This window comes from Amycolatopsis sp. NPDC005003 (assembly GCF_053600695.1).
In genome coordinates this window covers 39,158-64,459 of record NZ_JBSGAI010000028.1, presented here as the reverse complement: position 1 = coordinate 64,459, position 25,302 = coordinate 39,158, and the positions used below count along the sequence as shown (strand labels likewise).

The 25,302-nt window shown below is 70.9% G+C and carries 25 protein-coding genes; 17 read left to right on the top strand and 8 right to left on the bottom strand.

Annotated features, from left to right (window positions below):
- The first annotated feature begins 78 nt into the window (after positions 1 to 78).
- On the top strand, positions 79 to 450 hold the full coding sequence (locus ACWED2_RS29285; RefSeq protein ID WP_449693713.1) for a winged helix-turn-helix transcriptional regulator: 372 nt from the start codon (positions 79 to 81) through the stop codon (positions 448 to 450).
- On the opposite strand, the gene ACWED2_RS29280 is transcribed toward ACWED2_RS29285, so the two are convergent.
- Entirely contained in the window at positions 447 to 1,850 is a 1,404-nt protein-coding gene (locus tag ACWED2_RS29280) for a glycoside hydrolase family 28 protein (RefSeq protein WP_449693712.1), read from the bottom strand. The genes ACWED2_RS29285 and ACWED2_RS29280 overlap by 4 nt on opposite strands.
- A gap of 159 nt (positions 1,851 to 2,009) precedes the next feature.
- Between ACWED2_RS29280 and ACWED2_RS29275 the strand changes: the two genes are divergently transcribed.
- Genes ACWED2_RS29275 through ACWED2_RS29265 form a run of 3 tightly spaced genes read left to right on the top strand, consistent with a single transcriptional unit; the run spans position 2,010 to position 4,562 of the window.
- Entirely contained in the window at positions 2,010 to 3,563 is a 1,554-nt protein-coding gene (locus ACWED2_RS29275; RefSeq protein WP_449693711.1) for a long-chain-fatty-acid--CoA ligase, read from the top strand.
- The gene (locus ACWED2_RS29270) at positions 3,563 to 4,111 is read left to right on the top strand and encodes a TetR/AcrR family transcriptional regulator (RefSeq protein WP_449693710.1); all 549 of its coding nucleotides are present in this window, start codon (positions 3,563 to 3,565) and stop codon (positions 4,109 to 4,111) included. The genes ACWED2_RS29275 and ACWED2_RS29270 overlap by 1 nt, the downstream gene beginning before the upstream one ends.
- 13 nt (positions 4,112 to 4,124) lie before the next feature.
- Complete coding sequence (locus ACWED2_RS29265; protein WP_449693709.1) at positions 4,125 to 4,562, top strand: hypothetical protein; 438 nt, start codon at positions 4,125 to 4,127, stop codon at positions 4,560 to 4,562.
- Here ACWED2_RS29265 and ACWED2_RS29260 read toward each other — a convergent pair.
- Positions 4,559 to 4,960 (bottom strand): PPOX class F420-dependent oxidoreductase, encoded by a 402-nt coding sequence (locus tag ACWED2_RS29260; RefSeq protein WP_449693708.1) that lies wholly within the window; start codon positions 4,958 to 4,960, stop codon positions 4,559 to 4,561. The two genes, ACWED2_RS29265 and ACWED2_RS29260, sit on opposite strands and share 4 nt — an antisense overlap.
- Positions 4,961 to 5,116: 156 nt before the next feature.
- Between ACWED2_RS29260 and ACWED2_RS29255 the strand changes: the two genes are divergently transcribed.
- A complete protein-coding gene (locus tag ACWED2_RS29255; RefSeq protein WP_449693707.1) occupies positions 5,117 to 6,322 on the top strand; it encodes a glycosyl hydrolase family 8 in 1,206 nt (401 codons plus the stop codon).
- Between the two features lie 111 nt (positions 6,323 to 6,433).
- On the opposite strand, the gene ACWED2_RS29250 is transcribed toward ACWED2_RS29255, so the two are convergent.
- Positions 6,434 to 7,417, bottom strand: a complete 984-nt coding sequence (locus tag ACWED2_RS29250) for a Gfo/Idh/MocA family protein (protein WP_449693706.1) — start codon at positions 7,415 to 7,417, stop codon at positions 6,434 to 6,436.
- A 98-nt stretch (positions 7,418 to 7,515) separates the two neighbouring features.
- Between ACWED2_RS29250 and ACWED2_RS29245 the strand changes: the two genes are divergently transcribed.
- The 6 genes from ACWED2_RS29245 to ACWED2_RS29220 are packed head-to-tail and all read left to right on the top strand — an operon-like array spanning position 7,516 to position 13,669.
- Positions 7,516 to 8,463 carry an ABC transporter substrate-binding protein gene (locus ACWED2_RS29245; protein WP_449693705.1) on the top strand — a complete coding sequence of 316 codons (948 nt, stop codon included), beginning with the start codon at positions 7,516 to 7,518 and terminating at the stop codon, positions 8,461 to 8,463.
- Position 8,464: 1 nt separating this feature from the next.
- The gene (locus tag ACWED2_RS29240; RefSeq protein WP_449693778.1) at positions 8,465 to 9,343 is read left to right on the top strand and encodes an amino acid ABC transporter permease; all 879 of its coding nucleotides are present in this window, start codon (positions 8,465 to 8,467) and stop codon (positions 9,341 to 9,343) included.
- Positions 9,336 to 10,103, top strand: a complete 768-nt coding sequence (locus ACWED2_RS29235) for an amino acid ABC transporter ATP-binding protein (RefSeq protein ID WP_449693704.1) — start codon at positions 9,336 to 9,338, stop codon at positions 10,101 to 10,103. The genes ACWED2_RS29240 and ACWED2_RS29235 overlap by 8 nt, the downstream gene beginning before the upstream one ends.
- Positions 10,100 to 11,818, top strand: coding sequence for an aminotransferase class V-fold PLP-dependent enzyme (locus tag ACWED2_RS29230; RefSeq protein ID WP_449693703.1), 1,719 nt, complete (start codon positions 10,100 to 10,102; stop codon positions 11,816 to 11,818). Before ACWED2_RS29235 ends, ACWED2_RS29230 begins: the two co-directional genes overlap by 4 nt.
- Positions 11,819 to 11,871: 53 nt before the next feature.
- On the top strand, positions 11,872 to 12,249 hold the full coding sequence (locus tag ACWED2_RS29225) for an effector-associated constant component EACC1 (protein ID WP_449693702.1): 378 nt from the start codon (positions 11,872 to 11,874) through the stop codon (positions 12,247 to 12,249).
- Positions 12,242 to 13,669: a caspase, EACC1-associated type gene (locus ACWED2_RS29220; protein WP_449693701.1), complete on the top strand. Its 1,428-nt coding sequence runs from the start codon at positions 12,242 to 12,244 to the stop codon at positions 13,667 to 13,669. The genes ACWED2_RS29225 and ACWED2_RS29220 overlap by 8 nt, the downstream gene beginning before the upstream one ends.
- Here ACWED2_RS29220 and ACWED2_RS29215 read toward each other — a convergent pair.
- Complete coding sequence (locus ACWED2_RS29215; protein WP_449693700.1) at positions 13,657 to 14,829, bottom strand: macrolide family glycosyltransferase; 1,173 nt, start codon at positions 14,827 to 14,829, stop codon at positions 13,657 to 13,659. The two genes, ACWED2_RS29220 and ACWED2_RS29215, sit on opposite strands and share 13 nt — an antisense overlap.
- A gap of 300 nt (positions 14,830 to 15,129) precedes the next feature.
- Here ACWED2_RS29215 and ACWED2_RS29210 point away from each other — a divergent pair, with 300 nt between their 5' ends.
- The 6 genes from ACWED2_RS29210 to ACWED2_RS29185 all read left to right on the top strand — a co-directional run bounded on the left by ACWED2_RS29210 (position 15,130) and on the right by ACWED2_RS29185 (position 20,757).
- The gene (locus ACWED2_RS29210; protein WP_449693777.1) at positions 15,130 to 16,677 is read left to right on the top strand and encodes an alpha/beta hydrolase; all 1,548 of its coding nucleotides are present in this window, start codon (positions 15,130 to 15,132) and stop codon (positions 16,675 to 16,677) included.
- 163 nt (positions 16,678 to 16,840) lie between these two features.
- Entirely contained in the window at positions 16,841 to 17,740 is a 900-nt protein-coding gene (locus ACWED2_RS29205; protein ID WP_449693699.1) for an ABC transporter ATP-binding protein, read from the top strand.
- Positions 17,737 to 18,468, top strand: coding sequence for an ABC transporter permease (locus tag ACWED2_RS29200; protein ID WP_449693698.1), 732 nt, complete (start codon positions 17,737 to 17,739; stop codon positions 18,466 to 18,468). The genes ACWED2_RS29205 and ACWED2_RS29200 overlap by 4 nt, the downstream gene beginning before the upstream one ends.
- A 45-nt stretch (positions 18,469 to 18,513) precedes the next feature.
- Positions 18,514 to 19,137, top strand: a complete 624-nt coding sequence (locus ACWED2_RS29195) for a hypothetical protein (RefSeq protein WP_449693697.1) — start codon at positions 18,514 to 18,516, stop codon at positions 19,135 to 19,137.
- Entirely contained in the window at positions 19,134 to 19,445 is a 312-nt protein-coding gene (locus tag ACWED2_RS29190) for a transcriptional regulator (protein ID WP_449693696.1), read from the top strand. The genes ACWED2_RS29195 and ACWED2_RS29190 overlap by 4 nt, the downstream gene beginning before the upstream one ends.
- Position 19,446: 1 nt before the next feature.
- Complete coding sequence (locus ACWED2_RS29185) at positions 19,447 to 20,757, top strand: DNA polymerase IV (protein ID WP_449693695.1); 1,311 nt, start codon at positions 19,447 to 19,449, stop codon at positions 20,755 to 20,757.
- 45 nt (positions 20,758 to 20,802) lie between these two features.
- On the opposite strand, the gene ACWED2_RS29180 is transcribed toward ACWED2_RS29185, so the two are convergent.
- From ACWED2_RS29180 to ACWED2_RS29165, 4 genes are all read right to left on the bottom strand, one after another.
- Positions 20,803 to 21,879 (bottom strand): glycoside hydrolase family 88 protein, encoded by a 1,077-nt coding sequence (locus tag ACWED2_RS29180; protein WP_449693694.1) that lies wholly within the window; start codon positions 21,877 to 21,879, stop codon positions 20,803 to 20,805.
- Between the two features lie 81 nt (positions 21,880 to 21,960).
- On the bottom strand, positions 21,961 to 22,602 hold the full coding sequence (locus ACWED2_RS29175; protein WP_449693693.1) for a FadR/GntR family transcriptional regulator: 642 nt from the start codon (positions 22,600 to 22,602) through the stop codon (positions 21,961 to 21,963).
- A 2-nt stretch (positions 22,603 to 22,604) separates the two neighbouring features.
- Complete coding sequence (locus ACWED2_RS29170) at positions 22,605 to 23,630, bottom strand: ABC transporter permease (protein ID WP_310976038.1); 1,026 nt, start codon at positions 23,628 to 23,630, stop codon at positions 22,605 to 22,607.
- 64 nt (positions 23,631 to 23,694) lie between these two features.
- Positions 23,695 to 25,233 carry a sugar ABC transporter ATP-binding protein gene (locus ACWED2_RS29165; protein ID WP_449693692.1) on the bottom strand — a complete coding sequence of 513 codons (1,539 nt, stop codon included), beginning with the start codon at positions 25,231 to 25,233 and terminating at the stop codon, positions 23,695 to 23,697.
- Between the last annotated feature and the right edge of the window lie 69 nt (positions 25,234 to 25,302).

The following is a 25,302-nucleotide window of genomic DNA, read 5'->3' as shown; positions in this document are numbered from 1 at the left end:
CTCTTGTGGTTACCCGGGAACCATAGGAGAGTGTGCGTCGACGTGGAAGAACGCACTTTTCGGTGACAGGGGAACCTGATGGTGACCAAGCAGGACGCGGACCTTTCCCGTGCGGATTCGCTGGCGCGCGAGATCTTCTCGGACGTCGCCAACAAGTGGGCGTTCCTGATCATCGAGACCCTCGGCGAGCGCACGCTGCGCTTCAGCGAGCTGCGGAACGAGGTCGAGGGCATCAGCCACAAGATGCTCACGCAGAACCTGCGCATGCTGGAGCGCAACGGCCTGATCGAGCGCGAGGTGTACCCGACCGTGCCGCCGCGCGTCGAGTACACCCTCACCGAGCCCGGTCAGGGCCTGCGCGCGACCGTCGACAGCATGTGCGGCTGGACCCAGCGGTACATCGAAGACATCGAAACCGCGCGGCTGCGCTTCGAAGGCCGGACCGCCTAGACCGGCTTTCCGTTCACCGTCACGTTCGAGAGCGTCACGTCCCGGGCGTTCGTGATCTGCGGCGCCGGGGTGTCGATCTTCGTGAACGTGCTGTCCGCCAGGCGGAACCCGGTCAGCGGGCTTGCCTCCGCGCCGCTGATCTTCAGCGCGAACGGCGAATCGTCGAGGTGGATGTCGCCCAGGTCGATGTCGCGGATCACCGGCTGGACGATCGGGCCGTAGCCCGGGCCGGTGAGGCTGTAGTTCATGTCGACGTAGATCGCGCCGCGGTCGACCGGGCCGCCGGTCAGCCGGCGCACGTGGATGTCCGAGACGACCCCGCCGCGCCGCGGGTTCGTCTTGAGGTACACGCCGTAGAACGACTTGTACGACGAGCCGGCGTGGATCCGGTTGTCCTGCGCGAAGACGTTGCGCACGCCACCGGACATCTCGCTGCCGACGGTGATCGCGCCCCAGCGGCCGAAGTAGTCGTTGTCCTCGATGACGATGTCCTCGCTCGGCACGCCGACGCGGCGGCCGTCGGTGTCGCGGCCGGACTTGATCACCGTGCCGTCGTCGCCGGTGTCGAACGAACAGCCGTGGATGTGCACGTCCGCGCAGCTCTCCGGGTCGACGCCGTCGACCATCGCGCCGCGGGAGTAGACCGTCACGTTCCGGACCGTCACGTTGCGGCACAGCACGGGGTGCACCGTCCACATCGCCGGGTTCCGCAGCGCGACGCCCTCGACCAGGACGTTGCGGCACCGGTAGAACTGGATCAGGTTCGGCTTGAGGAAGTGCTTGTCGCCGAACACCCGCTGCGACACCGGCACGCCGTCGGCCGCCTGCTGCTGGAGCCGGTCCCAGTCGGGGCCGCGTTTGCCGTCGAAGTCGAACCAGGGGCCGGCCGCCGCGTTCCCGTCGATCGTGCCGGAGCCGGTGATGGCGACGTCGGCTTGGTCGATCGCGTAGAGGAACGGCGAGTAGTTGTGGCACTCGATGCCCTGCCAGCGCGTGAACACCACCGGCAGGTACGAGGCGGCGTCGCTGCGGAAGCGGATCGTCCCGACGACGTGGAGCTCCACTTTGGACAGCAGGTGGATCTTGCCCGTGCGGAACTTCCCGGCGGGCACCAGCACGCGCCCGCCGCCGGCGGCGTGGCACGCGGCGATCGCCGCCTTGAAGGCGGGCGTACAGTCGGTCGAGTTGTCGCCGACCGCGCCGTAGGACCGGATGTCGAACACCCGGTCCGGGAACGACGGCGGCGTGATCCGGCCGAGGATCACCGGCACGCGCGCCCACGGGTCCTCATCGGCGGGGGACGCGTTCGCGCCGGCCGGCCCGAACACCGCGCTCGCGGCCAGCAGCCCGCCCGCCGCGCCGGCGGCCTTCAGGAACTCACGCCGGGTGCTGCCCGTCATGCGAAGCCTCCTCGTCGAGTGCTTTCATACATCATGTACAGCATGCGATATGCCGACAATGCGGTCAAAAAAGGTCCCGCTGACCGGTATTGACGCTTGCTGTGACGCGGCGCACCATAGAGCCGTCTATGGTCCAGAGCCGGCCCGAAGGGAACTCCCATGCCCGAAGACGTCCGCCCCCGGGTCCGGCTGTTCGGCGAGCTCCTGGCGCACTGGGCGCGCGAACGCCCCACGGACACGGCGCTCGTCTTCGGCGACCGGAGCTGGACTTGGGCGGAGTTCGACGAGCGGGTCCGGCGGCTGTCCGGAGCCCTCGCGGCGGCGGGGATCACCCGGGGCGACCGGGTCGCGTTCGTCGACAAGAACCACCCCGCCTGCCTGGAGACGACCTTCGCGGCGGCCGGGCTCGGCGCGGCCAACGCCGTGGTGAACTGGCGGCTGTCCGGTGACGAGCTCGCGTACGTGCTCAAGGACGCGGGCGCGAAGGTGGTCTTCGTCGGCGCCGAGCTGCGGCCCGCGCTCGACGCGATCCGCGACCGGCTGCCCGCGGTGGAACGCGTGCTCGTCGTCGGTGGGGACGCCGACGAGTACGAGGCCTTCCTGACCTCCGCCGCGCCGCACGCCGGAAGCGACGTCGACACCGACGACGGCGTGCTGGTCATGTACACCAGCGGCACCACCGGCTTCCCGAAGGGCGCGGTGCTGACCCACCGCGGTGTCCTCGCGCACGGCCTCGCCGCCGGGACGGTGTTGCCGTTCGGCCCTGGCGACGTCAACCTGGTCGCGATGCCGCTGTTCCACGTCGGCGGCAGCTGCTACGCGGTTTCCGGGTTCCTCTACGGCGAGCCCTCCTACCTGACGCGCGAGCCGGACGCGGCGTCGCTGTTCGCGGCCCTGCGGGCCGGGATCACGCACGCCTTCCTGGTGCCCGCCGTCGTCGCCGGGATCGCGCAGGCCGGCGAGGCCGCGCTCCAGGCGTTCTCCCGGCTGAAGTACCTCTGCTACGGCGCTTCGCCGATGCCGCTCCCGCTGCTGCGCACGGTGCTCGCCGCCTGGCCGGACGTCAACTTCGCCCAGGTCTACGGCATGACCGAGCTGTCCGGCGCGGTCACCGCGCTGGACCCGGCGGCGCACCGGGACACCACCCGCCCGGAACGGCTGGCGTCGGCCGGCACCGCGCTGTCCGGAGTGGACATCCGGATCGTCGACCCGGTCACCAAGGAGGACACCGCGGACGCCGCGGCCGGCGAGGTGTGGGTGCGCACCGAGCAGCGGATGGCGGGCTACCTCGGCAGGCCCGAGGCGACCGCGGAGACCATCGTGGACGGCTGGGTCCGCACCGGCGACGTCGGGCGGCTCGACGAGGGCGGGTTCCTGTTCCTCGAGGACCGCGTCAAGGACATGATCATCACCGGCGGTGAGAACGTCTACTCGCCGGAGGTCGAGCGCGTGGTGGCGGAGTTCCCCGGCGTCGCCGAGGTGGCCGTGATCGGCATCCCGGACGAGAAGTGGGGTGAGCAGGTCAAGGCCGTCGTCGCCGGCGACCAGCCCGACGCCGCGAAGATCGTGGAGTTCTGCCGCGAGCGGCTGGCCCACTACAAGTGCCCGCGCAGCGTCGACGTCGTGGACGCGTTGCCGCGCAACGCCACCGGCAAGATCCTCAAGCGTTCGCTGCGCGAACCCTACTGGCGGGACCGGGACCGGAACGTCTGATGCCGCCGGTCACCCGGCACGGGTACTTCGAGGCCGCGCTGGAGGTGCTGGCGCGGCGCGGGTTCACCGAGCTGAACGTCGGCTCGCTGTGCCGCCGCCTCGGCGTCACGAGCGGGTCGTTCTACCACCACTTCGGCGGCTGGCCGGGGTTCGTGGCGCAGCTGCTGGACCACTGGGAGAACCGCCAGGTGCGCATCCTGCGCGAGCGGAACTTCGGCACCGGCGGGCCGGCCGCCGACTTCGCCGCGCTGATGGACCTCACCCTCGGGCTGCCCCACGAAGCCGAGGCCGCCATCCGGGCGTGGGCGCGCAACGACGAGACCGTGCGCGCGGCGCAGAAGCGCGTCGACGACGCCCGGCTGCGGACGGTCGGCAAGGCGGTCGAAGGGATCGTCGGCGACCGGGCACTGGCCCGGACGCTGACGTCGCTCGGAATGGCGATGCTGGTGGGCCACCAGCAGCTGGCGTCGGCGGGGGAGCACGGCGAGCTGACGGAGCTGCTCGCGGAGTACACCCGGCTGGTGCACGCCCGCGCGGGCGGCCGGTGAAGGAGGGACGTCGATGGATCCTGCGGCTTTGTGGATCGTCGTGCCGGCGGCGGTCGTCTATGTCGTGGCGGCGCTGATCGTGGTCCGGTGGCGGGCGAAGACCGGCGGTCTCGGCCGGGTGCCGCCGCCGGACCCGGCCGACCGGTGCGTCACGCTGCGGTACGAGGACTACGACCTCGTCCTGCGGGGAACGGCCTTGGTGAACGGCCTGACGGTGATCGGACACTCCTCCAGATTGCTGGTCACCCGCGACCAAGCCGAGCTGCGTGCCTCCTACACCCACGACCCGATCCTGTTCAGCCGCGCCGAGGTGACCGGCCTGCTTTGGACGCGCGGTCCGTTCGGCGGCCGCAGCCTCAAGTTCCGGACCGCGTCGGGCCGGCTGGACAAGGTGACGTTCTGGACCCGGCGCGCCGCCGAGGAAAAACTGGCCGAGCTCGGCTGGTACTAGGCGTTGCCGAGGACCCGGGTCACGGTGATCTCGATGACGACCCGCTGCGGGTTCGGCTTGGGCTGCCGGTAGCGGGCGGCGTACCGGTTTTCGGCGTCGCGCACCGATTCCGGGTCTTCGCGCAGCACCGCTCGTCCCTCCAAAGTGGACCAGCGGGGGCCGTCGAGCTGGCAGATCGCGACCGGGATGCCGTCCGGGCCGGCGGCGCGGACGAGCCGGGCCTTGACCGACGGGGCGAAGGTGATCACCCGGGCGAGACCCGCCTCGAAGTCGACGGTGACGCCGACCGCGACGACGTGCGGGGTGCCGTCCGGCCGGACCGTGGTCAGGGTGGCCAGGTGGCGCTCGGTCCAGAACGCGCGGAAGTCCGGCCCGCGGCCGTCGAGGTCGATCTTCATGACCGCCACGCTAGCCCGTCCGGGTGGGCGGAGCTCGGCGGGACCCACTCAGCGTGATAGTAAGGAAAGTTTCCTAACAGTCTTGACCTGGTCTTGAACCGTCTGTCACGCTTCGGGACACCCCCGCCGCAGCCAACGATGCTTTACGGAGGAGCCATGAAGAGAGTCGTCCGGGCGGTGGTGGTTTCGGCCGCGCTCGCCGCGGGGCTGCTGAGCGTGCCCACGTCCGCGTCCGCGGCCGGTACGCCGTACGTGCCGGGAACGCTGCGGCCGTCCGTCTCGCAGGCCACGCAGGATGCCGCACTGCAGAAGTACTACGACTTCTGGAAGAAGAACTTCCTGACGACCAAGTGCGGCACCGGCACCTACGCCGTGCTGTCCAAGGACGCCGACCACGCCTTCGTCGCCGAGGGCGAGGGGTACGGCATGACGATCTCGGCGATGATGGCGGAGAAGGACCCGCAGGCGCGCTCGATCGTCGACGGGATCCTGAAGTTCGTGAAGGCGCACCCGTCGGTCAACAACAAGGACCTGCACGCGGCCGAGCAGAATTCGAGCTGCAAGAGCGTCAACGGCAGCGACTCCGCCACCGACGGCGACCTCGAAATCGCCTACGGCCTGCTGATCGCGGACAAGAAGTGGGGCAGCGGCGGTTCGGTGAACTACAAGGCCGAAGCCGTCCGGATCATCAACGCGATCAAGAAGAGCGAGGTCAACGGCACCACGAAGTTCACGCTGCTGGGCGATTGGGGCAACGACGCGCAGTACAAGAACAGTTCCCGCTCGTCGGACTGGATGCCGGGCCACCTGCGCGCCTTCGCCGCGGCGACCGGCGACGCCTTCTGGGACTCCGTCCGCACCCGCTCGGAGACGGCGGTGAGCCAGCTGCAGTCGTCGTACGCGCCGAACACCGGGCTGCTGCCGGACTTCGTGGTCAACACGAACTCGACGCCGAAGCCGGCGCCGTCGAACTTCCTCGAGGGCCCGAACGACGGCAAGTACAGCTGGAACGCCTGCCGCGACCCGTGGCGCCTCGGCGCGGACGCGATCACGGCGGCCGGCAGCGCGGCCGGCCCGCAGGTGCGCAAGATGAACACCTGGATCAAGTCGGCCACGGGCGGTGACCCGGCGAAGATCCAGAGCGGGTACTCGCTTTCGGGTTCGAAGACCGAAAGCGGCCAGCACCCGTGCTTCACGGCCCCGTTCGCGGTGGCGGCGATGACGGACCCGGGCAGCCAGGCCTGGCTGGACAAGCTGTGGACGGCGGTGTCGTCGTGGTCCCCGGACGCGACCGACTACTACGGGACGGGCATCACGATCCAGGTGCTGCTGATCCTGAGCGGCAACTACGTGGCGGCTTAGGTCCGCCCCGGCCGCCTCGCCCTGTTTCGGGTGCGGGGCGGCCGGTTCGCCGGGGCTGCGCAGCCGGAAGCCGCACGTGGCGAGCTGGTTCGCCCTCGCCGACGTGCGCGCTCAGCTCGGTTCGCGCAGCGGGAGACCCGCCGCGCGGTAGATCTCGTCGATCACGGTCATCGTCTCGACCGCGTCGGCCGCCGAGGTCTTCACCGGTGCGCCCGCCAGGACCGCCGCCGCGAAGGCGTCCAGCTGGTAGGCGTACGACGCCCGGCGCGGGAACTTCTCCGTGCGGCGGTGGCCGTCCACGCGGACCGTGAGCCGGTGGTAAGCCTGCGGGCCCACCGGGTTCAGCACCGCCAGCGACCCCCGCGAGCCGGTCACCTTCGCGCTGATCTTCAGCAACGAAGACGACCACATCGAGCACTCGATCCGCCCGGTGTGGCCGGACGGGTACGCGAGTTCCGCCGTCATCGCGCGGTCCACCCGGGGCGATCGCAGCTTCGCCGAAGCCGACACCACCGAGGGCGTCTCGCCGCCGAAGATGCGGGCCATGTGGACCGCGTAGCAGCCCGCGTCCATCGTTGCGCCGCCCGCCAAGCCGTAGTCGTAGCGGATGTCCGAGAACTTCGGCAGCGGGAAGCACAACGCGGTTTCGACCCGCTGCACCGGGCCCAGCTCGCCCGACGCCACGATCTCCTCCACCCGCAGCGACAGGGGGTGGTAGCGGTAGTGGAACGCCTCCATCACCACGCGGTCCGACTCGGCGGCCAGCGCGGCGACCTCCCGGGCTTCCGCCGCGTTCGCCGTGAACGGCTTCTCGCACAGGACGTGCTTCCCCGCCGCCAGTGCCGCCCGCGTCCAGCGTCCGTGGAGGCCGTTCGGGAGCGGGTTGTACACCGCGTCGATGTCCGGATCCGCCAGGAGGCCCTCGTAAGAGGCGTGCACCGTGGGGATCCCGTGCCTGGTCGCAAACGCTTGCGCGCGCTCGGGTGAGCGGGCCGCGACGGCGGTGACCGAGACCGAGGCGTTCGAAGCGGCGGGCTTGACCAGGGCCGCCGGGGCGATGCGAGCCGCCCCCAGGATGCCGATCCGCAGGCTCATGTGCGCGAAGTTAGCAGCAAAGCCAGACTTCAACAGCCAGTTGACCTCTTCAACACGGAGTTGTAGCGTCTCGGCCAGCCGAACAATGGAGGTCCGTTATGTCCCGTTCTCGTGCCGTGCAGGCGGTGCTGCTCGCGAGCGTTGCCGTCTTGGTGACGGCCTGTGGTGGCGGTCCGGACGGCGCGGGCGGGACGTCGCAGGCCGCCGGGGCGCCCGCCTCCGGCATCCCGGACACCGCCGCCATCGTGCAAGGTGTGCAGAAGGACGCCCAGCTCAACGCCGCTTTGCCGGACACCGTCAAGCAGGCCGGCCTGCACCTGGCGTCGAACCTGCAGTCCGCGCCCAACAACTTCTACGCCGCGGACGGCAAGACCCCGATCGGCTACGAGGTCGATCTGGCCAAGGCCATCGCCGCCAAGCTCGGCGTGACCGTCACCCACCAGGACATGGCGTTCGGCTCGCTCATCACCAGCCTCCAGTCCGGCCGCATCGACCTCACCATGGCCGGCATGAACGACACCAAGGCCCGCCAGGCGCAGATCGACTTCGTCGACTACTTCACCTCGGGCATCACGATCATGATCCGCAAGGGCAACCCCGACGGCATCACCGGCCCGGACACCCTGTGCGGCAAGAAGGTCGCCGTCGTGCAGGGCACCAGCCACCAGAAGTTCGCCGCCGGGCAGAGCACGAAGTGCACGCAGGCCGGCCGGCCCGCGGTCGACGTCACCGCGACCGACAGCGACAACCAGAACCAGAACCAGCTGCGCACCGGCCGCGTCCAGGCGATCCTCAACGACCTGCCCAGCGCGGTCTACATCTCCCGGACGGCGGGCGACGGCAAGTTCTTCGAGGTCGTCCCCGGCGAGCCGATCGACGGCGGCCCGTACGGCATCGGCGTCAACAAGGCCAACACGGCGCTGCGCGACTCCGTGCAGAAGGCGCTGCAGGCCCTGATCGCCGACGGCACCTACGGCAAGATCCTGCAGGCCTGGGGCGTCGAGCAGGGCGCGATCAAGGAGGCCGCGGTCAATGGTGGATCGTGAGGTGGCGGCTGCTGAGCCCCTGCCGATCGTCCGGCTCCGCCACTGGGGCCGGTGGGTCGCCGCCGCGATCATCATCGCGCTGCTCGTGCTGCTGGGGATCGCCCTCGGCAACGCGCAGATCGAGTGGAACCAGGTCCCGGACTTCGTCTTCTACAAGGTGATGGCGACCGGCCTGCTCAACACCGTCGTCCTCGCCGTGCTGTCGCAGGCCGTCGCGATCGTGCTCGGCATCGTCATCGCCCTGCTGCGCCGCGGCGCCAACCCGGTCGCGCGGTGGTTCGCCGCCGGCTACATCTGGATCTTCCGCGGGCTTCCGGTGCTGCTGCAGATCCTGCTCTGGTACAACCTGGCGCTCGTCTTCCCGGTCATCGAAATCCCGTTCCTGGTCCACGAGCAGACGAATGTGCTGATCAGCGCGTTCACCGCCGCATTCCTCGGCTTGGCGCTCAACGAAAGCGCGTACATGGCCGAGATCGTCCGGGCCGGGCTGAACAGCGTCGACAGCGGGCAGACCGAGGCCGCGAAGTCGATCGGCATGACACCGGCGGCGACGCTGCGCCGGGTCGTGCTGCCCCAGGCCATGCGCGTGATCATCCCGCCGACCGGCAACGACTTCATCAACATGCTCAAGGGCACGTCGATGGCGTCGGTGATCGGCGTGACCGAGCTGATCCACGCGGCCAACAACATCTCGTCCAACAACCTGCTGGTGATGGAGACGCTGCTGGCCGCGGCCGTCTGGTACATGGTCGTGGTGACCGTCGCCGGGGTCGGCCAGCACTACCTGGAACGCGCGTTCGGGCAGGCCGACCGCGGGCCGCTCGCCCGCGCGGGCAAGGCCCTGCGTGGCGTGCCGCTGGTGAGGAGTGCCCGTGTCTGAGCCGTTGCTGCGTGCCGTCGGCGTCCGGAAGTCCTACGGCCACACCGAAGTCCTCGGCGGGATCGACCTGGAAGTCCACAAGGGACAGGTCGTCTGCCTGCTCGGCCCGTCCGGCGCCGGGAAGAGCACGTTCCTGCGCTGCATCAACCACCTGGAGACCATCGACGCCGGCCAGATCTGGGTCGACGGCGAGGCCATCGGCTTCCGGCAGCGCGGCGGCAAGCTCTACGAGCTGCGCGAACGCGAGGTCGCCCGGCAACGCCGTGACATCGGCATGGTGTTCCAGCGCTTCAACCTCTTCGCGCACCGGACCGCGCTGGAGAACGTCGTCGAAGGCCCGATCCGGGTGCTGGGCGTCAAACCGGACGACGCCCGCAAGCAGGGCCTCGAGCTCCTGGACCGGGTGGGACTGGCGCACCGGGCGGACGCCTACCCGGCGCAGCTGTCCGGCGGGCAGCAGCAGCGCGTGGCGATCGCCCGGTCGCTGGCGATGAAACCGAAGCTGATGCTGTTCGACGAGCCGACGTCGGCGCTTGACCCGGAGCTGGTCGGCGAGGTCCTGGAAGTCATGAGTACGTTGGCGGGGGAGGGGATGACGATGGTCGTCGTGACGCACGAGATGAGCTTCGCCGCGGAGGCCGCCGACGAGGTGGTGTTCCTGGCCGACGGCGCCGTCGTCGAGACCGGGCCGCCGTCGGAGGTGCTGAGCACGCCGAAGCACGACCGCACCCGGCAGTTCCTGGCGAGGATCCTCGCGTGAGGAGGATTTCGCCCCGGTACCTGCTCCAGTTCGACGAGCCCGCCGGCTACCTCGACTTCGCCCGCTTCGGCCCGCCGTCGCACGCGGTGCTCGACACGACGGCCGCCCTGCTCCACCAAGCCACCACGGCCGGGCCATCCACAGTGGACGAGCTGATGCGGCAGGAGATCCGGGCCAAGGCCGCGGCCGCCCGGCTGTCCGGCTCGGACACCGACCACACCGTGCTGCTGCCGCACACCAGCCTCGGCCTGTTCCAGGCCGCGTTCCACAGCGCCGGCGAGGTGCTCGTGCCGGCGTCGGAATTCCCGGCCAACACCTACCCGTGGGCTCGTGCCGAACAAGCCGGGCGCCTCCGTGTCCGCCGTCTGACCAGCGGTTATGTCACCCCGGAGCGAGTCGCCGATGCGTTGACGCCGGAGATCACGACGGTCAGCGTCAGTGCCGTCGACTTCCGCACCGGCTACCGCGCCGACCTGGCCGCGTTGCGCGAAGTCGTCGGCGACCGGCTGCTGGTCGTCGACGGCATCCAGGGTTTCGGCGTGGTCGACGAGCCGTGGGAGGCCGCCGACGTCCTGGTCGTCGGCGGGCAGAAGTGGCTGCGCGCGGGCTGGGGGACCGGCTTCGCGGTGCTGTCCGACCGTGCGCTGGACCGGATGGATCCGGTGCTGTCGGGCTGGACCGGCGCGCGCGACCCGGGCCTGTTCGACGACGAGATCCACCCGCCGGACGCCACCGCCCAGTCCTGGTCGATCTCCAACCTCAGCCCGATCACCTCCGGCGCGTTCGCCGAGGCCCTGGAGCTGGTCGAAGAGGCGAGTGTCGGCGCCATCGCGGCGCGGATCGCCGAGCGGCTGGCCTCCTTCGAAGAGGTCCTGGCGTCCTGCGGCGCCGAAGTCGTCTCGGCGGTCGAGCGCCGCGCCGGCATCCTGGCGTTCACGCTGCCCGGCCACCCGGCGGAGCAGGTCGGGGCGGCGCTGGCCAACGCCGGGATCGCGGCGACCGTGCGCCCCGAGCACGTCCGGCTGTCGCCGCACGCGTCGACGCCCGCGGCCGCGGCGGACCTGCTCCGGGAGGCGCTGGAGACGTTGACGGCGCCCAGGGAGCCGCTGGTCGTCCCGGTCGCGGGCGCGACGACGCACGACGTGCTCACCGCGCTGGTCCCGGCCATCCCGGGGCTGGCCGCGATGCTCGGCCCGGGCAACGAAGTGCTGCTGCACGACCTGAGCCGGCTGCCGGACTCGATCATCGCCATCGCCGGCGACCTCACCGGCCGCAGCGTCGGCGGCCCGATGACCGACCTGCTGCTCGGCCTGGTCCGCCGCGGCACCACCCAGGACCTGACTAACTACCGCACGCACGGCCCGGACGGCCGCCCGATCCGCTCCTCGACGCTGTTCCTGCGTGACGCCGACGGGGTCGCGGTCGGCTGCCTGTGCGTCAACAGCGTCGAGGAGGCCGCTTCCGCGGGGAGCAACGGGGAGCCGGAGACTTTCCCACCGGACGTCGACAGCCTGCAGCGGTTCCTCGTGGACCGGGCGGTGACGAAGGCCGGCATCCCGGTGGACCTGATGAAGAAGCGGCACAAGGCCGCGGTGGTGCGGGAGCTCGACGAAGCCGGTTATTTCCTCATCAAGGACGCGGTCGACCACCTGGCCGGGCGCCTCGACGTCACCCGCTACACGATCTACAACTACCTCAACGAAATCCGCGCCTGACGCTGCCCGAACGGACCTTGTCGATTCGGCCGTTCGGGCGCACGATGGCGCACATGACCGATGCGGACACCCGGGCCCTGGTCCGGCTCGAAGCGGACGGCGAGGCGGACGCCGAAGAGTTCGACCTGCTCGCCCGCCGCCTGCGCGCCGAACTGGGCGGGCTGGACGTGGACGTGCTGCCGGTCCCGGCCGAGCTCCCGCCGGGCGCGAAGGCGGCCGACCCGGTGACGATCGGCTCGCTGATGGTGGCGTTCAGCGCGGCCGGCGGCGTGTTCCCCGGCCTCGTCGAGACGCTGCGCGAGTGGCTGGGCCGCCAGGCGGGCAAGCACAAGATCAAGGTGACGATCGACGGCGACAGCGTCGAGCTGGAGCGGGCGACGTCGGCTGAGCGGCAGCAGCTGATCGACGCCTTCGTCCGGCGCCATGGCTAGCCGGCACGCGCTGCTGATCGCGACCGAGACGTACGCCGACCCGGCACTGCGGCGGCTGACCGCACCGGGCGGCGACGCGCGCGAGCTGGCCGCGGTCCTGTCCGACCCGGCGATCGCGGGCTTCGAGGTGACGACGCTGGTCGATCAGCCCCACCACGTGGTGGGCGAGGCGATCGGCGAGTTCTACCGGGGCAGGCGTCGCGACGAGCTGACGCTGCTGTACTTCACCGGCCACGGCGTCAAGGACGACGGCGGCAGCCTGTACCTGGCGATGGCCAACACCCGCCGCGACAGCCTGATGTTCACGGCGCTGGCGGCGGAGCTGGTCGACCGCGCGATGGCGGGCTGCCCGTCGCGGCAGAAGGTGCTGGTGCTGGACTGCTGTTACAGCGGCGCGTTCCCGGCGGGCAAGCTGGCGAAGGCGGGGACGGACGTGCACACGCTGGAGCGGTTCCAGGGCCGCGGCCGGGCGGTGCTGACGGCCTCGGACGCGACGCAGTATTCGTTCGAAGGCGACGCGGTGGTGGGTTCGGCGGCCCGCTCGGTGTTCACCCGGCACCTGGTGGCGGGCCTGCGCGACGGAAGCGCGGACCTCGACGGCGACGGCGACGTGACGGTGGACGAGCTGTACAGCTACGTCCACGAGCGCGTGGTGGCGGAAATGCCCCGGCAGCGGCCGAAGCACCAGTCCGATGTGGAGGGACGCATCGTGCTGGCGCGGAACCCGCGGTGGGAGCTGCCGGAGTACCTGCGGCACGGCTTGGCGAGCCCGATCGCTTCGGACCGGATGAACGCGCTGGAGGGGCTGAAGCGGCTGAACCGGGTGGGCAACGACCTGGTCCGGACGCGGACGGCGGAGGAGATCCACCGCCTGGTGGAGGACGACAGCCGCACGGTGTCGGCGGCAGCGGCCGCCTGGGTGGCCGCCGCGGACGCCCCGGAACGAAGGGGCGAACCGGCGCCGGTGGTGGAGCCGGCGAAGGCGGCGGGGCCGGTGCCCGATTTCGGGCCGCGGTCGCCGGTTGCGGGGCGGCCTTTCGTGCCCCCGGTGGCCGAGCCGGCCGAGCGATCGGTGCCCGTGGTGGAGGCGGCGGGGCCGGTGCCCGATTTCGGGCCGCGGTCGCCGGTCGCGGGGCGGCCTTCCGTGCTCCCGGTGGCCGAGCCGGCCCAGCGGCCGGTGCCCGTCCCGCCGCCGAGACGCCCGCCGACTCCCGCCGAGCTGTCCTCGACCGTGGTCGAACCTTCGCGATTCGTGCGAACCGCGAAGTTCGACTTCCTCGTCGCCGGCCTGCTGATGGCCCTGGTAGCGGTCCTCGCCGCGAGCGGGGTGATGACCGTCGTGGTCATGGTCCCGATCGCGGTGCTCTTCTGGTTCTTCGTCGGGAAGGGAGTCTTCCGGCTGGTCCGTCAGTCCAAATAGGACTCCACGGTGTCCGCGGCGAAGGAGACCCCGCCGTGGCCACGGATCTCCGCCTTCAGCTCCGCCAGCCGCGCGGCCACCGAAGCCGACGAGGACACCTCGTCCACCGCCTCCCGCAGCGATGAAACCGTCACCGAGTCCGCGGGCAGGTGCCGCCCCACGCCGAGCGCCTCGAGCTGGGCCGCGTTCCCGAACTGGTCCGCCGCCTGCGGGATCGCCACGGTCGGCACCCCGAACCACAACGCTTCCGTCGCCCCGCCCATCCCCGCGTGGGTGATGAACGCCGAGGCCGCATCGAGCACCGCCAGCTGCGGCACGCTCTCGTGCACCTCCACCGATTCCGGCAGCGGGCCCAGATCCGACGGCGAGACGTGCTTCCCCAGCGCGATCACCACGTGCCAGTCCGCGGCGAACGCCGAAACACAGGCCCGGTACACCGGGAGCTGGTCGTTGTACGCCGTCCCGAACGACACGAGCAGCACCGGGCAGCCCGGCGACGGTGGCGTCCACGACCGGTCGGCCAGCCGCGCCGGGTCCAGGCACGGCCCGACGAACCGCACGTGCGGACCCACCCGGTCCGCGTTCGGCTGCATCGCGCGCGGGATCAGCGAAAGGATCCGCTCCGGGTGCCCGAGCCACCGCCAGGGATCGGCCGACACACCGTGGGAAGACAGCCACCCCGACAACGTGGCCGCATAGTCCACACCGGACGGTGACGCCTTGATCGGCGCCATCACCTCGGCCATGTCCTCGTCGTAGCCCTCCCACGCCACCAGCGTCGGCGACAGCTGCACCGCGGGCACGCCGTACCGCAACCCCAGCAGCGGCGCACCCAGCCCGCCGATGTCGTACAGCATGAGATCGGGCCGGTCGGCGTCGAACCGCGCCGTCAGGAGGGGGTGGATGGCGATGGCTTCGTCGAGGAAGACGCGCATGGCTTCGGCCGGCTCCTCCGGCCACACGGCCGCCTCGCCGAGCGGGAAGATCGTCGGGTGCTCGACGACGTCGGCGCCGGTCGGGGCGACCAGCGAAGCCAGCGGTGAGCCGACGACGTAGGACACCCGGTGCCCGCGGCGGACCAGCTCGGCGAGCACGCCCAGCGACGGGTAGACGTGGCTCGGCGCGGTGCAGCCGACCATGACGATGTGTTTGCGCAGCATGGTGCTCCTTCAAGCGGGAAAGACCAGACGGCGCGTAGGTGAAGGGGCTCACCCGGTAGGCGGGGAGCCCGGCGGTCACGCCGTCTCAGACGAGGCGGAGCCGGCTGAAGGAGATCATGGAACGACCGTACGGGATCCCGGAAAGTCCGCGCCACCCGATTTCCGCCTTTCGTAGGGCGTTGGCGCGCAGCCGTCCCCGCCGTACCCCTTGCCGGGCATAGGGTTTCCCCGCCCGAACACGCAGTGAAAAGGGAGAAACCAGTGAGACGTGCCGCTCTTTCGAGGAGCACTGTCGCCGCGGTGGCCGCCGTCGCGGTGGCGTCCGCGCTCGTGGCCGCCCCGGCCGCGAACGCCGCACCCGCGGGGCAGGCGTCGATCGCCTGGGGACCGTGCACCGATCCCACGCTGGTCGCCGCCGGCGCCGAATGCGGCTACCTCAGCGTGCCGCTCGACTACCGCAAGCCGGACGGCGAAAAGATCCAGCTCGCCGTCGACCGCGTCAAGCACAAGGTCCCCGACGCGCAGTACCAGGGCGTCATGCTGACCAACCCCGGTGGCCCCGGCGGTTCCGGCCTGCTGCTGGCCACCCGCGGGCCCAGGGTCCCCAACCACGCCGGTGACGCCTACGACTGGATCGGCTTCGACCCGCGCGGCGTCGGTGCCAGCAAGCCCGCGCTGAGCTGCGAGCCGGACTACATGGACTACAACCGGCCGCAGTACGTGCCGTTCACCCCGCAGCTGGAGCGGACCTGGCTCGACCGGGCCAAGGGCTACGCCGACGCCTGCGCGAAGAACAACTCGCGCGCGCTGCTGGAGAACATGAAGACGACCGACACGGTCAAGGACATGGACTCCATCCGCCAGGCACTCGGCCAGAAGCAGCTGAACTTCTACGGCTACTCCTACGGCACCTACCTCGGCCAGGTGTACGGCTCGCTGTACCCGCGGAACGTCCGCCGGATGGTGCTCGACTCGACGGTCGACCCGCGCGGCGTCTGGTACGGCGACAACCTCGACCAGGACCTCGCCTTCGACCGGAACATCCTGATCTGGTTCGGCTGGCTCGCGCAGCACGACGACGTCTACCACCTCGGCAAGACCCAGGCCGCGGTGCAGCGCGTGGTCGACGAGCAGCTGCTCAAAGCGTCCTTCACGCCGGCCGGCGGGGTGATCGGGCCGGACGAGATCCTCGACGTCATCCAGCAGGCCAGCTACTACCAGCTGCGGTGGACGCTGCTGGGCGACGCGCTGTCCCGGTTCGTCAACAAGGGTGACTGGCAGAACTGGAAGTCGCTCTTCGAGGCCTTCGGCGGCCGCGGCGACGACAACAGCTACGCGGTATACCTCGCCGTGCAGTGCACCGACGTCCAGTGGCCGCAGAGCTGGAACCAGTGGCGGCGCGACAACTGGCAGACCTTCGCGAAGGCGCCGTACTTCACCTGGCAGAACGCCTGGTTCAACGCACCCTGCGTGTACTGGCCCGCCAAGGCCGGCAAGCCCGCCAAGATCGACGGCCGGGGCGTGCCGAGCGTGCTGATGATCGACGAGACGCTCGACGCGGCGACGCCGTTCGAAGGCAGCCTCGAGGTCCGCAGCCGGTTCCCGGGTGCCTCGCTGATCGCGGAGCCGGGCGGCACGAGCCACGCGATCACCCCGCGCGGCAACGCCTGTGTCGACACCAAGATCGCGGACTACCTGGCGACGGGCGCGCTCCCGGCCCGCAAGCCGGGTCGCACCGCCGACGTCGAGTGCGCCCCGCTGCCGCTGCCGACGCCGCCGGCACCGACGGCCGCCAAGGCCGACACCGCCGCGACGCCGGACCTCCTCGCCGGTCGGTTCGCCGGCTGACCTGCGGAAACCCTCGAAACGGGGTGCCGGGCCCAGTGCCCGGCACCCCGTTTTTCTTCGGGCTCAGCGTGCTTTCCGAGGCCGGGGGCTTTGAATCCTCGTGGACTTTGTGTTACAAAGTGAGCAGCAACTTTGCGGTTCAAAGTCACGAAAGGAGGACGCCATGACTGGGGGACCGGCGTTCGCGCTCCACGGCCTCACCAAGCGGTTCGGGCAGGTCACGGCGGTCGGCGGGGTGTCCGTCGAGGTCGCGCGCGGCGAGGTCGTCGCGCTGCTCGGGCCGAACGGCGCGGGCAAGTCGACCACCGTCGACATGCTGCTCGGCCTGACCAAGCCGGACGCGGGGGAGGTCACCGTCGCGGGCAGCAGCCCGCGCGAAGCCGTCGACCGCGGGCTCGTCGGCGCGATGATGCAGAACGGCGCGCTGCTGGCGGACGCCACGGTCGGCGAGCTCGTCGGCCTGGTCGTCTCGACGCACCGGAAGCCGCTGCCCGCCGCGGAGGTGGTCGCCCGGGCCGGCCTGGAACACCTCGTGAAACGCCGCTGCGGCAAGCTGTCCGGCGGGGAACGCCAGCGCGTCCGGTTCGCGCTCGCCCTGGCCGGCGACCCGCAGCTGCTCGTGCTCGACGAGCCCACCGCGGCGATGGACGTCGACGGCAGGCGCGCGTTCTGGGCGGCCATCCGCGAGTTCGCCGCAGGCGGCCGGACGGTGCTGTTCGCGACGCACTACCTCGCCGAGGCCGAGGACTACGCCGACCGCGTCGTGCTGATGCGCCACGGCGTCGTCGTCGCCGACGGCCCGGTCGCCGAGGTCCGGGCCGCGGTGTCCGGCCGGGTCCTCAAGGCCGTCGTGCCCGGCGCGACCGACGCCGACCTCGCGCACCTGCCGGGCGTCACGGGCGTGCAGCTGCGCGGCGGCCGCGCCGAGCTGGCCTGCGCCGACTCCGACACGGCCCTCCGTGCCCTCCTCGCGGCGCACCCGGCCGCGTCCGACATCGAAATCACCGCGCTGGGCCTCGAAGAGGCCTTCCTGGCGCTGACCGCCGAGGAGGCTGCCGCGTGAACACGACGTACCTGAGCCTGGAGATCAAGCGGATCGTCCGGAGCCCGCAGTTCACCATCTTCACCATCGGCATGCCGGTGGCGATGTACCTGCTCTTCGGGGCCATCTGGGGAGACGTGGTCCTGGACAACGGCCTGCGCTCGAGCACGCAGACGATGATCGGCATGGCCGCGTACGGCGCCAGCGGCGGCGCCCTGTTCACCGGCACCCGGGTGGCCCAGGAACGCACCGACGGCTGGCAGCGGCAGCTGAGGCTCACCCCGATGCGCGGCCCCGGCTACCTCGTCGTCAAGGTGGCGTCGGCGATGGCCGTCGCCCTGCCGGTGATCCTGGTGATCTTCTTCGTCGGCTTCCTGCGTGGCGAGCCGCTCACCATGGCCCAGTGGGGCGGGCAGCTGGTCCTCCTGTGGGCGGCCACGCTCCCGTTCGCCGTCCTCGGCTTGGCCATCGGCCTGTTCGGCAAGGGCGACACCGTCGGCGCGGTCACCGGCGCCCTGATGATGCCCCTCGGCCTGCTCGGCGGTCTGTGGATGCCCCTGGAGTTCCTGCCCGGCTGGATGACGACGCTGGCGCACTTCGTGCCGACCTACTGGCTGCGCCGGGTCGGCCTCGACCCGCTGACCCACACCTCCGGGACGTGGGTCGCGACGATCGTGCTGGCGGGCTGGCTGGTCGTCCCGGCCCTGATCGTGATGCGCCGGTTCCGGCTGGACACGGCACGGCTCTAGATGCGTGTTAGCTTCCGTGCAGGTGTACGGAGGAGGGCGAACCAGGTGGAAGACGAGCCGATGTCGGCCGAGCAATCGCTGAACCTGATCGCCCAGCAGAACCGGCGGACCCGCCGGGAGCTCGGCGGGGGCCCGGCGCGGATGCTCGCGGCCTGGGCCCTCGCCTGGATCGTCGGCTGGGGCTTCACGTACGTGACCGTGCAGCCGGGTGTCGCGATCCCCGGCTGGGTCGCCGGCGGCATCGTCGTCCCGCTGCTGTTCCTCGGCGCCATGGCCTACACGACCTACACCAGCATCCGGTCCGGCCGCGGCATCCGTGGGCCGTCCCGCACGATCGGCGCGATGTACGGCTACGGCTGGGCGCTGTCCTCGATCGGGCTGATGGTCGTCGACCTGCGGATCACGCAGTTCCAGGCGCTGTCGCCGGACCAGGTGTCGCTGCTGTGGTCGGGCACCTGGCTGCTGCTCACCGGCGTGATGTACCTGGCGGGCGGCATGGTGTGGCAGGACAAGCTCATGTACGGCCTCGGCGCGTGGATGATCGTCTCGGCCGCGGTGAGCGTGCTCGTGGGCTACCCGCACAACTTCCTCGTGCTCACCGTCTGCGGCGGCGGCGGGTTCCTGCTCGGCGCGATCGTCTACTTCGTCCGCGAGAAGACCGGCCGATGAGCGAACTGCCCCAGCTCGACCCGGTCATCCACGCCCAGGCGCGGTTGCGGGTGACGGTCGCGCTCGCCGGGCTGCGCCCCGGCGACCAGATCACCTTCCCGCGGCTGCAGCAGCTCCTCGAAATGACGGCCGGCAACCTCTCGACGCACCTGCGCAAGCTCGAGGACGCCGAGTACGTCGAGATCACCAAGGCCTACGAGCACCGCACGCCGGTCACCCTGGTCCGGCTCACCGCCCGGGGCCGCGCCGCGTTCGAGGACTACACCAAGGCGCTCCACCAGCTGCTGGACGCCACCGGCGGGGTCTGACGTGGCCCGCTGGGTCATCCACCTCGACCTGGACGCCTTCTACGCGTCGGCCGAGCAGCTCACCCGCCCGACGCTGGCCGGGCGCCCGGTGCTCGTCGGCGGGACCGGGCCCCGCGGGGTCGTCGCCGGCGCGAGCTACGAGTCGCGGGCGTTCGGCATCCGCTCGGCGATGCCGATGGCCCAGGCGCGGCGGCTGCTGCCGGCGAACGGCGTGATCGTGCCGCCGCGGTTCCGCGTGTACGAGCGGCTCAGCCAGGAGGTCTTCGCGGTCGTCACCGAGGTCGCGCCGGTGCTGGAGAAGATCTCCCTCGACGAAGCCTTCGCCGAACCGCCTTCGCTCGTCGACGCGTCTTTCGACGAGGTCACTTCGTTCTGTGCCGCGTTGCGGGCCCGGATCCGGGCGGAAACCGGCCTGGTGGCGTCGATCGGGGCGGGCAACGGCAAGCAGATCGCGAAGATCGCCTCCGACGAGGCCAAGCCGGACGGCCTGCTGGTCGTCCCGCAGGGCACCGAACGCGAGTTCCTCGCGCCGCTGCCGGTGCGCGCCCTGTGGGGCATCGGCCCGGTCGCCGAGGGGAAGCTGCGGTTCATCGGCGTCCAGACGCTCGGGCAGCTGGCGGCACTGTCCGAACAGGACGCCGTGGCGACGCTCGGCGGCGTGGTCGGCCGCGACCTGCGGCGGCTGGCGACCGGCGCCGACGACCGCCCGGTGGCCGGCCGCGCCGAAACCAAGCAGGTCAGCGCCGAGACGACGTTCGACACCGACATCAAGGACCTGGCCACGCTGCGGGCGGAGGTCCGCCGGATCGCGGTGGGCGCGCACCGGCGCCTGCTCAAGGCCGGCCGCGTGGCGCGGACGGTGGTGATCAAGCTGCGGCACACCGACATGCACACGGTGACCCGCTCGGAGACGATCTCGGCGCCCACGGACGATCTCGCCGAGCTGTCGGCGACCGCGGAGCGGCTCCTGATCGACCCGGCCGAGTTCGGCGGCATCCGGCTCGCGGGGGTCGCCTACAGCGGGCTTTCGGTGCCGCACCAGGACGCGCTGTTCACCCTGGCCACGCCTGCTCCGGCGCCGGTCGTGGTGTCTTCCGCCCCGGCGCCGGTGCCCGCAGCGCCGCCTTCGGAGTGGCGCCAGGGCGACGACGTGGTCCACGAAGAGTTCGGCACGGGCTGGGTCCAGGGCGCGGGCCACGGCCGGGTGACGGTGCGCTTCGAGCGCCGGTCCTCCGGCCCCGGCATCGCGCGCACCTTCCCTCAGTCGGACCCGGCCCTGACCCGTGGCGACCCCGGCGACTGCCTAAGCTGAAGTGCCGCACTGTGGGGACATTTCGGCCTGGGCGCTGAAGAGGCACTACTCGGCCGAGCAGCCTTGCAGCTTGGCCACCTGCTGGCCCGCCAGCAGGAACGCGCCCACGCCGTAAGCCGCGGTGTCGGTCGCGTGGGCCGTCGCGGGGCGGTCGCCCACCGGCTGGACGTACCCCACCAGGCCGCTGGGCTGCAGTGCCTTCGTGGACAGCGCCGTCCACGCTTTGTCGACCACCGGGCGGAAGCGGGCGGCGTCGAGGATCCCCGCGTTGAGGCCCCAGCCGAGGCCGAAGGCGAAGAACGCCGTGCCGCTGGACTCCGGGCCGCCGTGGTCCCGCGGGTTCAGCAGGTCGGCGTTCCAGAAGCCGTCACGGCGTTGCGTCCGCGCCAGCGAGACAGCCATTTTCTGGTACACGCGCAGGTACTCCGGCCGCCGCGGGTCGTCGGTGGGCAGGACCTGCAGCACCTTCGTCAACGCCGCCAGTGCCCAGCCGTTGCCGCGTGACCAGAACACGCCGGAGCCCTTGAACCGCGCGTCGCGGTACCACAGGCCGGTGAACTCGTTGAACAGCTTGCGTTCCGAAGAACGGAAGAGCTGGTCCATTGCGTCCAAGTAGGACGGATCGTGGTCGATCAGGCTCATCCGCGCGAACGACGGCATCGCCATGTTCAGCGCGTCGACGTAGTTCCAGTAGTCGCGGTGGCCCGCCTGCACGGACGCCACCTCGTCGCTGATCCGCGTGCGAATCGAATCCAGGGGGATCTCCGGGTGGAAGTAGGTGTACAGGTCGAGGTACGCCTCGCCGGCCGCCTGGTTGTCCGGGAAGAACGGCCGTTTCGGGTCCTCGGGCAGCAGGTACTTGTTGGCCTGCGCCCACGGGTAGGTCTTGTGGTTGGACTGCCCGGTGGTCCGGACCAGGGCCAGGTTGCCGACGTGGAACGTCGCGTTCTGCCAGTCCGGCGCGTCGAGGTTGGTCCCGTTGGCCACCCAGTAGTTGCCCGCGGACACCATTTCGTCGGAGATCGTGCAGGGTGCGGCGGCCGCCGCCGGGGCGGTCAGGAGACCGCCTGCCACCGCCGCGGCCGCGAGCACGCCGAAACCACGAATTCCCGGGAAACGCATGAAAGCGTCCTCCTCAACACTCATGGCGGCGGGCATCCGCAGCGAGTGAAGCGCGTGCCGGTAACCGTGTCAAGGTACCGATCACCGGTACGCCGCAACGGTTTCCAGTAGCCGGCGGCACGCGGACTCGGCGCCGTCGGCGTTCTTCGCCAGCACCAGCGTCAGCACCCGGGAATGCGCGACGAGGGTGTCCTCCGGCTCGCCCTGGGCCCGCAGCGCCGCCACCACCGGCACCTGCAGCTGCGAGATCAGCGTGTTCCCCGCCGCGCGGACCAGCGCCGCGTGGAACTGCGCGTCGGCCGCCCGGAAGGCCGCCGTGTCTTCGGCGTCGGCCATCAGCGCGTAGGCCGCTGCCATCGCCGAAAGCTCGTCGGGACGCCGGTGCCGCGCCGCCATCCGCGCCGCCTGCGGCTCGATGGCCAGCCGCAGTTCCAGCAGCTCGCGCAGGTGCTCCTGGCCGCCGGGACCGCCGACGCGCCAGGCGATGACGTCCGGGTCGATCGCGTCCCACGCCTCGGGCGGCAGCGTCCACGTCCCGACCCGCGGCCGCGCGGTGACCATGCCCTTGGACTCGAGCACGCGCAGGGCCTCGCGGACCACCGTGCGGGACGCGGAAAACCGGCGGCCGAGCTCCTCGGGGACGAGCGGCTGCCCGTCCCCGAGGGCGCCTTCGACGATGAGCCGGCCCAGTTCGTCGACGATGCGGGCGTGGAGGTTCCGCACCGCTACTCGGGCAGGCCGACGCGCCGTTCCCCGCTGCGCAGCTGCTGCAGCACGACCGCGATCACCAGCAGGGCGCCGTGGGCGACGTTCTGCCAGAACGGGTTGATGCCCAGCCCGGACATGCCGTTGTCGAGCACGCCCAGGATGACCACGGCGAGCACGGTGGAGATGATCGACCCGCGGCCGCCCTTGAGCATCGTGCCGCCGAGCGCGGCGCCGGTGACCGCCTGCAGTTCGAGGCCTTCCGAACCGGACGTCGGCTGGCCGGAGCCGGTGCGCGCGGTGATCAGCACGCCCGCGATCGCCGCGACCACGCCGACGAGGGCGTACACGCCGATGATGTACCGGTTGATGTTGATGCCGGCCAGCCGCGCGGCGGTGTCGTTGCCGCCGATGGCGTAGACGTTGCGGCCGATGTCGGTGTACTTGAGCAGGAAGTGCAGCAGCGCCGCGACGATCAGGAACACCCACACCAGCGACGGCAGGCCCGCGATCGCGCCCTTGGCCAGGAAGATGAACAGGTCGTCGCCGCCGGTGTAGCCCTGCGCCTTGCCGTCGGAGATGACCTGGGCGATGCCCTTGTAGGTGGCGAGCATGGCCAGCGTCGCGACCACCGGGTTGACCCGGCCGAAGATGATGATCATGCCGTTGACCAGGCCGCAGAGGATGCCGACGCCGACCGCGGCGAGGATGCCGACCTCGGCGTTGCCGGTCGAGGTGAACACCATCGCCGAGATCACCGACGCCAGCCCGGCCATCGAGCCGACCGAGATGTCCAGCGCGCCCAGGATGATCACCAGCGTCTGCACCAGGGCGAGCAGCCCCATGATGGTGATCGCGCTGCCGATCAGCAGCAGGTTGTTGGTGCGGAAGAAGTTCTCGTTCAGCACGCTCAGCAGGATCACCAGCGCGATCAGCGTGATGATCAGGCTGGAGTTCTGCACGCCGATGCCGGTCAGCACGCGCCGTGCGGCGGACGGCTGAGGCGCGGCGGCGGGCGCCGAAGTTTCCTTGGTGGGGGTACTCATGCGCCGACCTCGCTGACGCTCGGCGCGGCTACAGCTGTGTCATTCGATTCGTTCGCAAGCTCACTCATGCGCCGATCTCCTGGGCTTCTTCCACGGCTGGTTCGGTTTCGGGGATGGCGAGGGTCAGCACGGCTTCCTCGGTCGCTTCCTCGCGGCCGAGTTCGCCCGCGAGACGTCCGGCGCGCATGACGAGGATGCGGTCGGCCAGCGTCAGCACCTCGGGCAGGTCGGATGAGATGACCAGCAGCGCGATGCCTTCGGCGGCGAGGCCGTCGATGATCCGGTAGATCTCGGCCTTCGCGCCGACGTCGACCCCGCGCGTCGGCTCGTCGAGGATCAGCAGCTTCGGCCGCCGCGCGAGCCAGCGCGCGAGAACGGCCTTCTGCTGGTTGCCGCCGGAGAGCTTGCGGACCTCCTGTTCCATCGACGGCGTCCGCACGCGAAGCTCGCGTACGTACTCCTCGACGAGCGCGCGTTCCTTCGCCCGCTTCACGACCCGGAAGCGGCGAAGCCGGTCGAGGACGGCGATGGAGACGTTGTCGCGGACGGACCGCTGCATGAGCAACGCGTCCGTCTTGCGCTCTTCGGGCGCGAAGCCGATGCCGGCTTTGACGGCGTCACCCGGGTTGTGCGCGCGCAGCCGCTTGCCGCCGAGCTCCACCGTCCCGGACCGGATCGGCAGGTCGCCGACGATCGCGCGGGCCAGCTCGGAGCGGCCGGCGCCGACCAGCCCGGCCAGGCAGACGACCTCGCCCGCGCGGACCTGCAGCGAGATGCCGGTGACGTCGTCGGTCGTGACGTCGTCCAGCTTCAGGACCACGTCCCCGGTGTCCTGGGTGACGCGGCGTTCGAGCGCCGAGAGGTCACGGCCGATCATCATCCGGACCAGGGCGGCCTCGTCGGTCTCCGCGGCCTGCTGGACACCGACGAGCTTCCCGTCGCGCAGCACGGCGACCCGGTCGGCGAGCTGGAAGATCTCCTTCATCCGGTGCGAGACGTAGACGACCGCGACGCCGCTGTCGCGCAGCCGCCCGATCAGCCGGAACAGCGCCTCGACTTCGTGTTCCGACAGCGACGACGTCGGCTCGTCGAACGCGATCACCCGCGGCGGCGTGGCCGCGGTGAGCACCCGCAGGATCTCGACGAGCTGGCGCTGCGCGGGGGACAGCGCGGCGCCGAGGGTCGCCGGGTTGAGGACGCCTTCGAAGCCGTACTCGACCAGCGCGTCGCGCGTGGCCTTGGTGAGCGTGCGGCGGCTGAACACCCGGGCCTTCGCGGGCAGTTCGCCGACGAAGACGTTCTCCGCCACCGAAACGTGCGGGATGATCTCGGGTTCCTGGTAGATCACCCGGACCCCGGCGGCCATCGCCGCGCGCGGGGTGTCGAAGGTGACTTCGGTGCCGTCCAGGAGCAGCCGGCCGTCGTCCGGGCCCTGGTCGCCGGACAGCACGCGCAGGAGCGTCGACTTCCCGGCGCCGTTTTCGCCCATCAGGGCCAGGACTTCGCCGGAGCGGAACTCCAGTGAGACGCCGTCGAGGGCGGTGACACCGGAGAAGCGCTTGCCGATGCCCTCGACGGCGAGCGCGGGAGGAGAGCTGGACATGGTCGCCTTCCGTACGGCGGTCGTGAGTGGTAATTCGGGTTAGAACCCGAATTACCACTCACGAGGGGG

What these genes read in the sequence shown, in the direction of transcription:
- ACWED2_RS29255 (WP_449693707.1), top strand. Translation starts at nt 5,117, where the DNA reads ATGAAGAGAGTCGTCCGGGCGGTGGTGGTTTCGGCCGCGCTCGCCGCG.
- ACWED2_RS29245 (WP_449693705.1), top strand. Translation starts at nt 7,516, where the DNA reads ATGTCCCGTTCTCGTGCCGTGCAGGCGGTGCTGCTCGCGAGCGTTGCC.
- ACWED2_RS29250 (WP_449693706.1), bottom strand. Translation starts at nt 7,417, where the DNA reads ATGAGCCTGCGGATCGGCATCCTGGGGGCGGCTCGCATCGCCCCGGCG.
- ACWED2_RS29180 (WP_449693694.1), bottom strand. Translation starts at nt 21,879, where the DNA reads ATGCGTTTCCCGGGAATTCGTGGTTTCGGCGTGCTCGCGGCCGCGGCG.
- ACWED2_RS29280 (WP_449693712.1), bottom strand. Translation starts at nt 1,850, where the DNA reads ATGACGGGCAGCACCCGGCGTGAGTTCCTGAAGGCCGCCGGCGCGGCG.
- ACWED2_RS29285 (WP_449693713.1), top strand. Translation starts at nt 79, where the DNA reads ATGGTGACCAAGCAGGACGCGGACCTTTCCCGTGCGGATTCGCTGGCG.
- ACWED2_RS29190 (WP_449693696.1), top strand. Translation starts at nt 19,134, where the DNA reads ATGAGCGAACTGCCCCAGCTCGACCCGGTCATCCACGCCCAGGCGCGG.
- ACWED2_RS29225 (WP_449693702.1), top strand. Translation starts at nt 11,872, where the DNA reads ATGACCGATGCGGACACCCGGGCCCTGGTCCGGCTCGAAGCGGACGGC.
- ACWED2_RS29275 (WP_449693711.1), top strand. Translation starts at nt 2,010, where the DNA reads ATGCCCGAAGACGTCCGCCCCCGGGTCCGGCTGTTCGGCGAGCTCCTG.
- ACWED2_RS29265 (WP_449693709.1), top strand. Translation starts at nt 4,125, where the DNA reads ATGGATCCTGCGGCTTTGTGGATCGTCGTGCCGGCGGCGGTCGTCTAT.
- ACWED2_RS29165 (WP_449693692.1), bottom strand. Translation starts at nt 25,233, where the DNA reads ATGTCCAGCTCTCCTCCCGCGCTCGCCGTCGAGGGCATCGGCAAGCGC.
- ACWED2_RS29170 (WP_310976038.1), bottom strand. Translation starts at nt 23,630, where the DNA reads ATGAGTACCCCCACCAAGGAAACTTCGGCGCCCGCCGCCGCGCCTCAG.
- ACWED2_RS29215 (WP_449693700.1), bottom strand. Translation starts at nt 14,829, where the DNA reads ATGCTGCGCAAACACATCGTCATGGTCGGCTGCACCGCGCCGAGCCAC.
- ACWED2_RS29260 (WP_449693708.1), bottom strand. Translation starts at nt 4,960, where the DNA reads ATGAAGATCGACCTCGACGGCCGCGGGCCGGACTTCCGCGCGTTCTGG.
- ACWED2_RS29205 (WP_449693699.1), top strand. Translation starts at nt 16,841, where the DNA reads ATGACTGGGGGACCGGCGTTCGCGCTCCACGGCCTCACCAAGCGGTTC.
- ACWED2_RS29220 (WP_449693701.1), top strand. Translation starts at nt 12,242, where the DNA reads ATGGCTAGCCGGCACGCGCTGCTGATCGCGACCGAGACGTACGCCGAC.
- ACWED2_RS29270 (WP_449693710.1), top strand. Translation starts at nt 3,563, where the DNA reads ATGCCGCCGGTCACCCGGCACGGGTACTTCGAGGCCGCGCTGGAGGTG.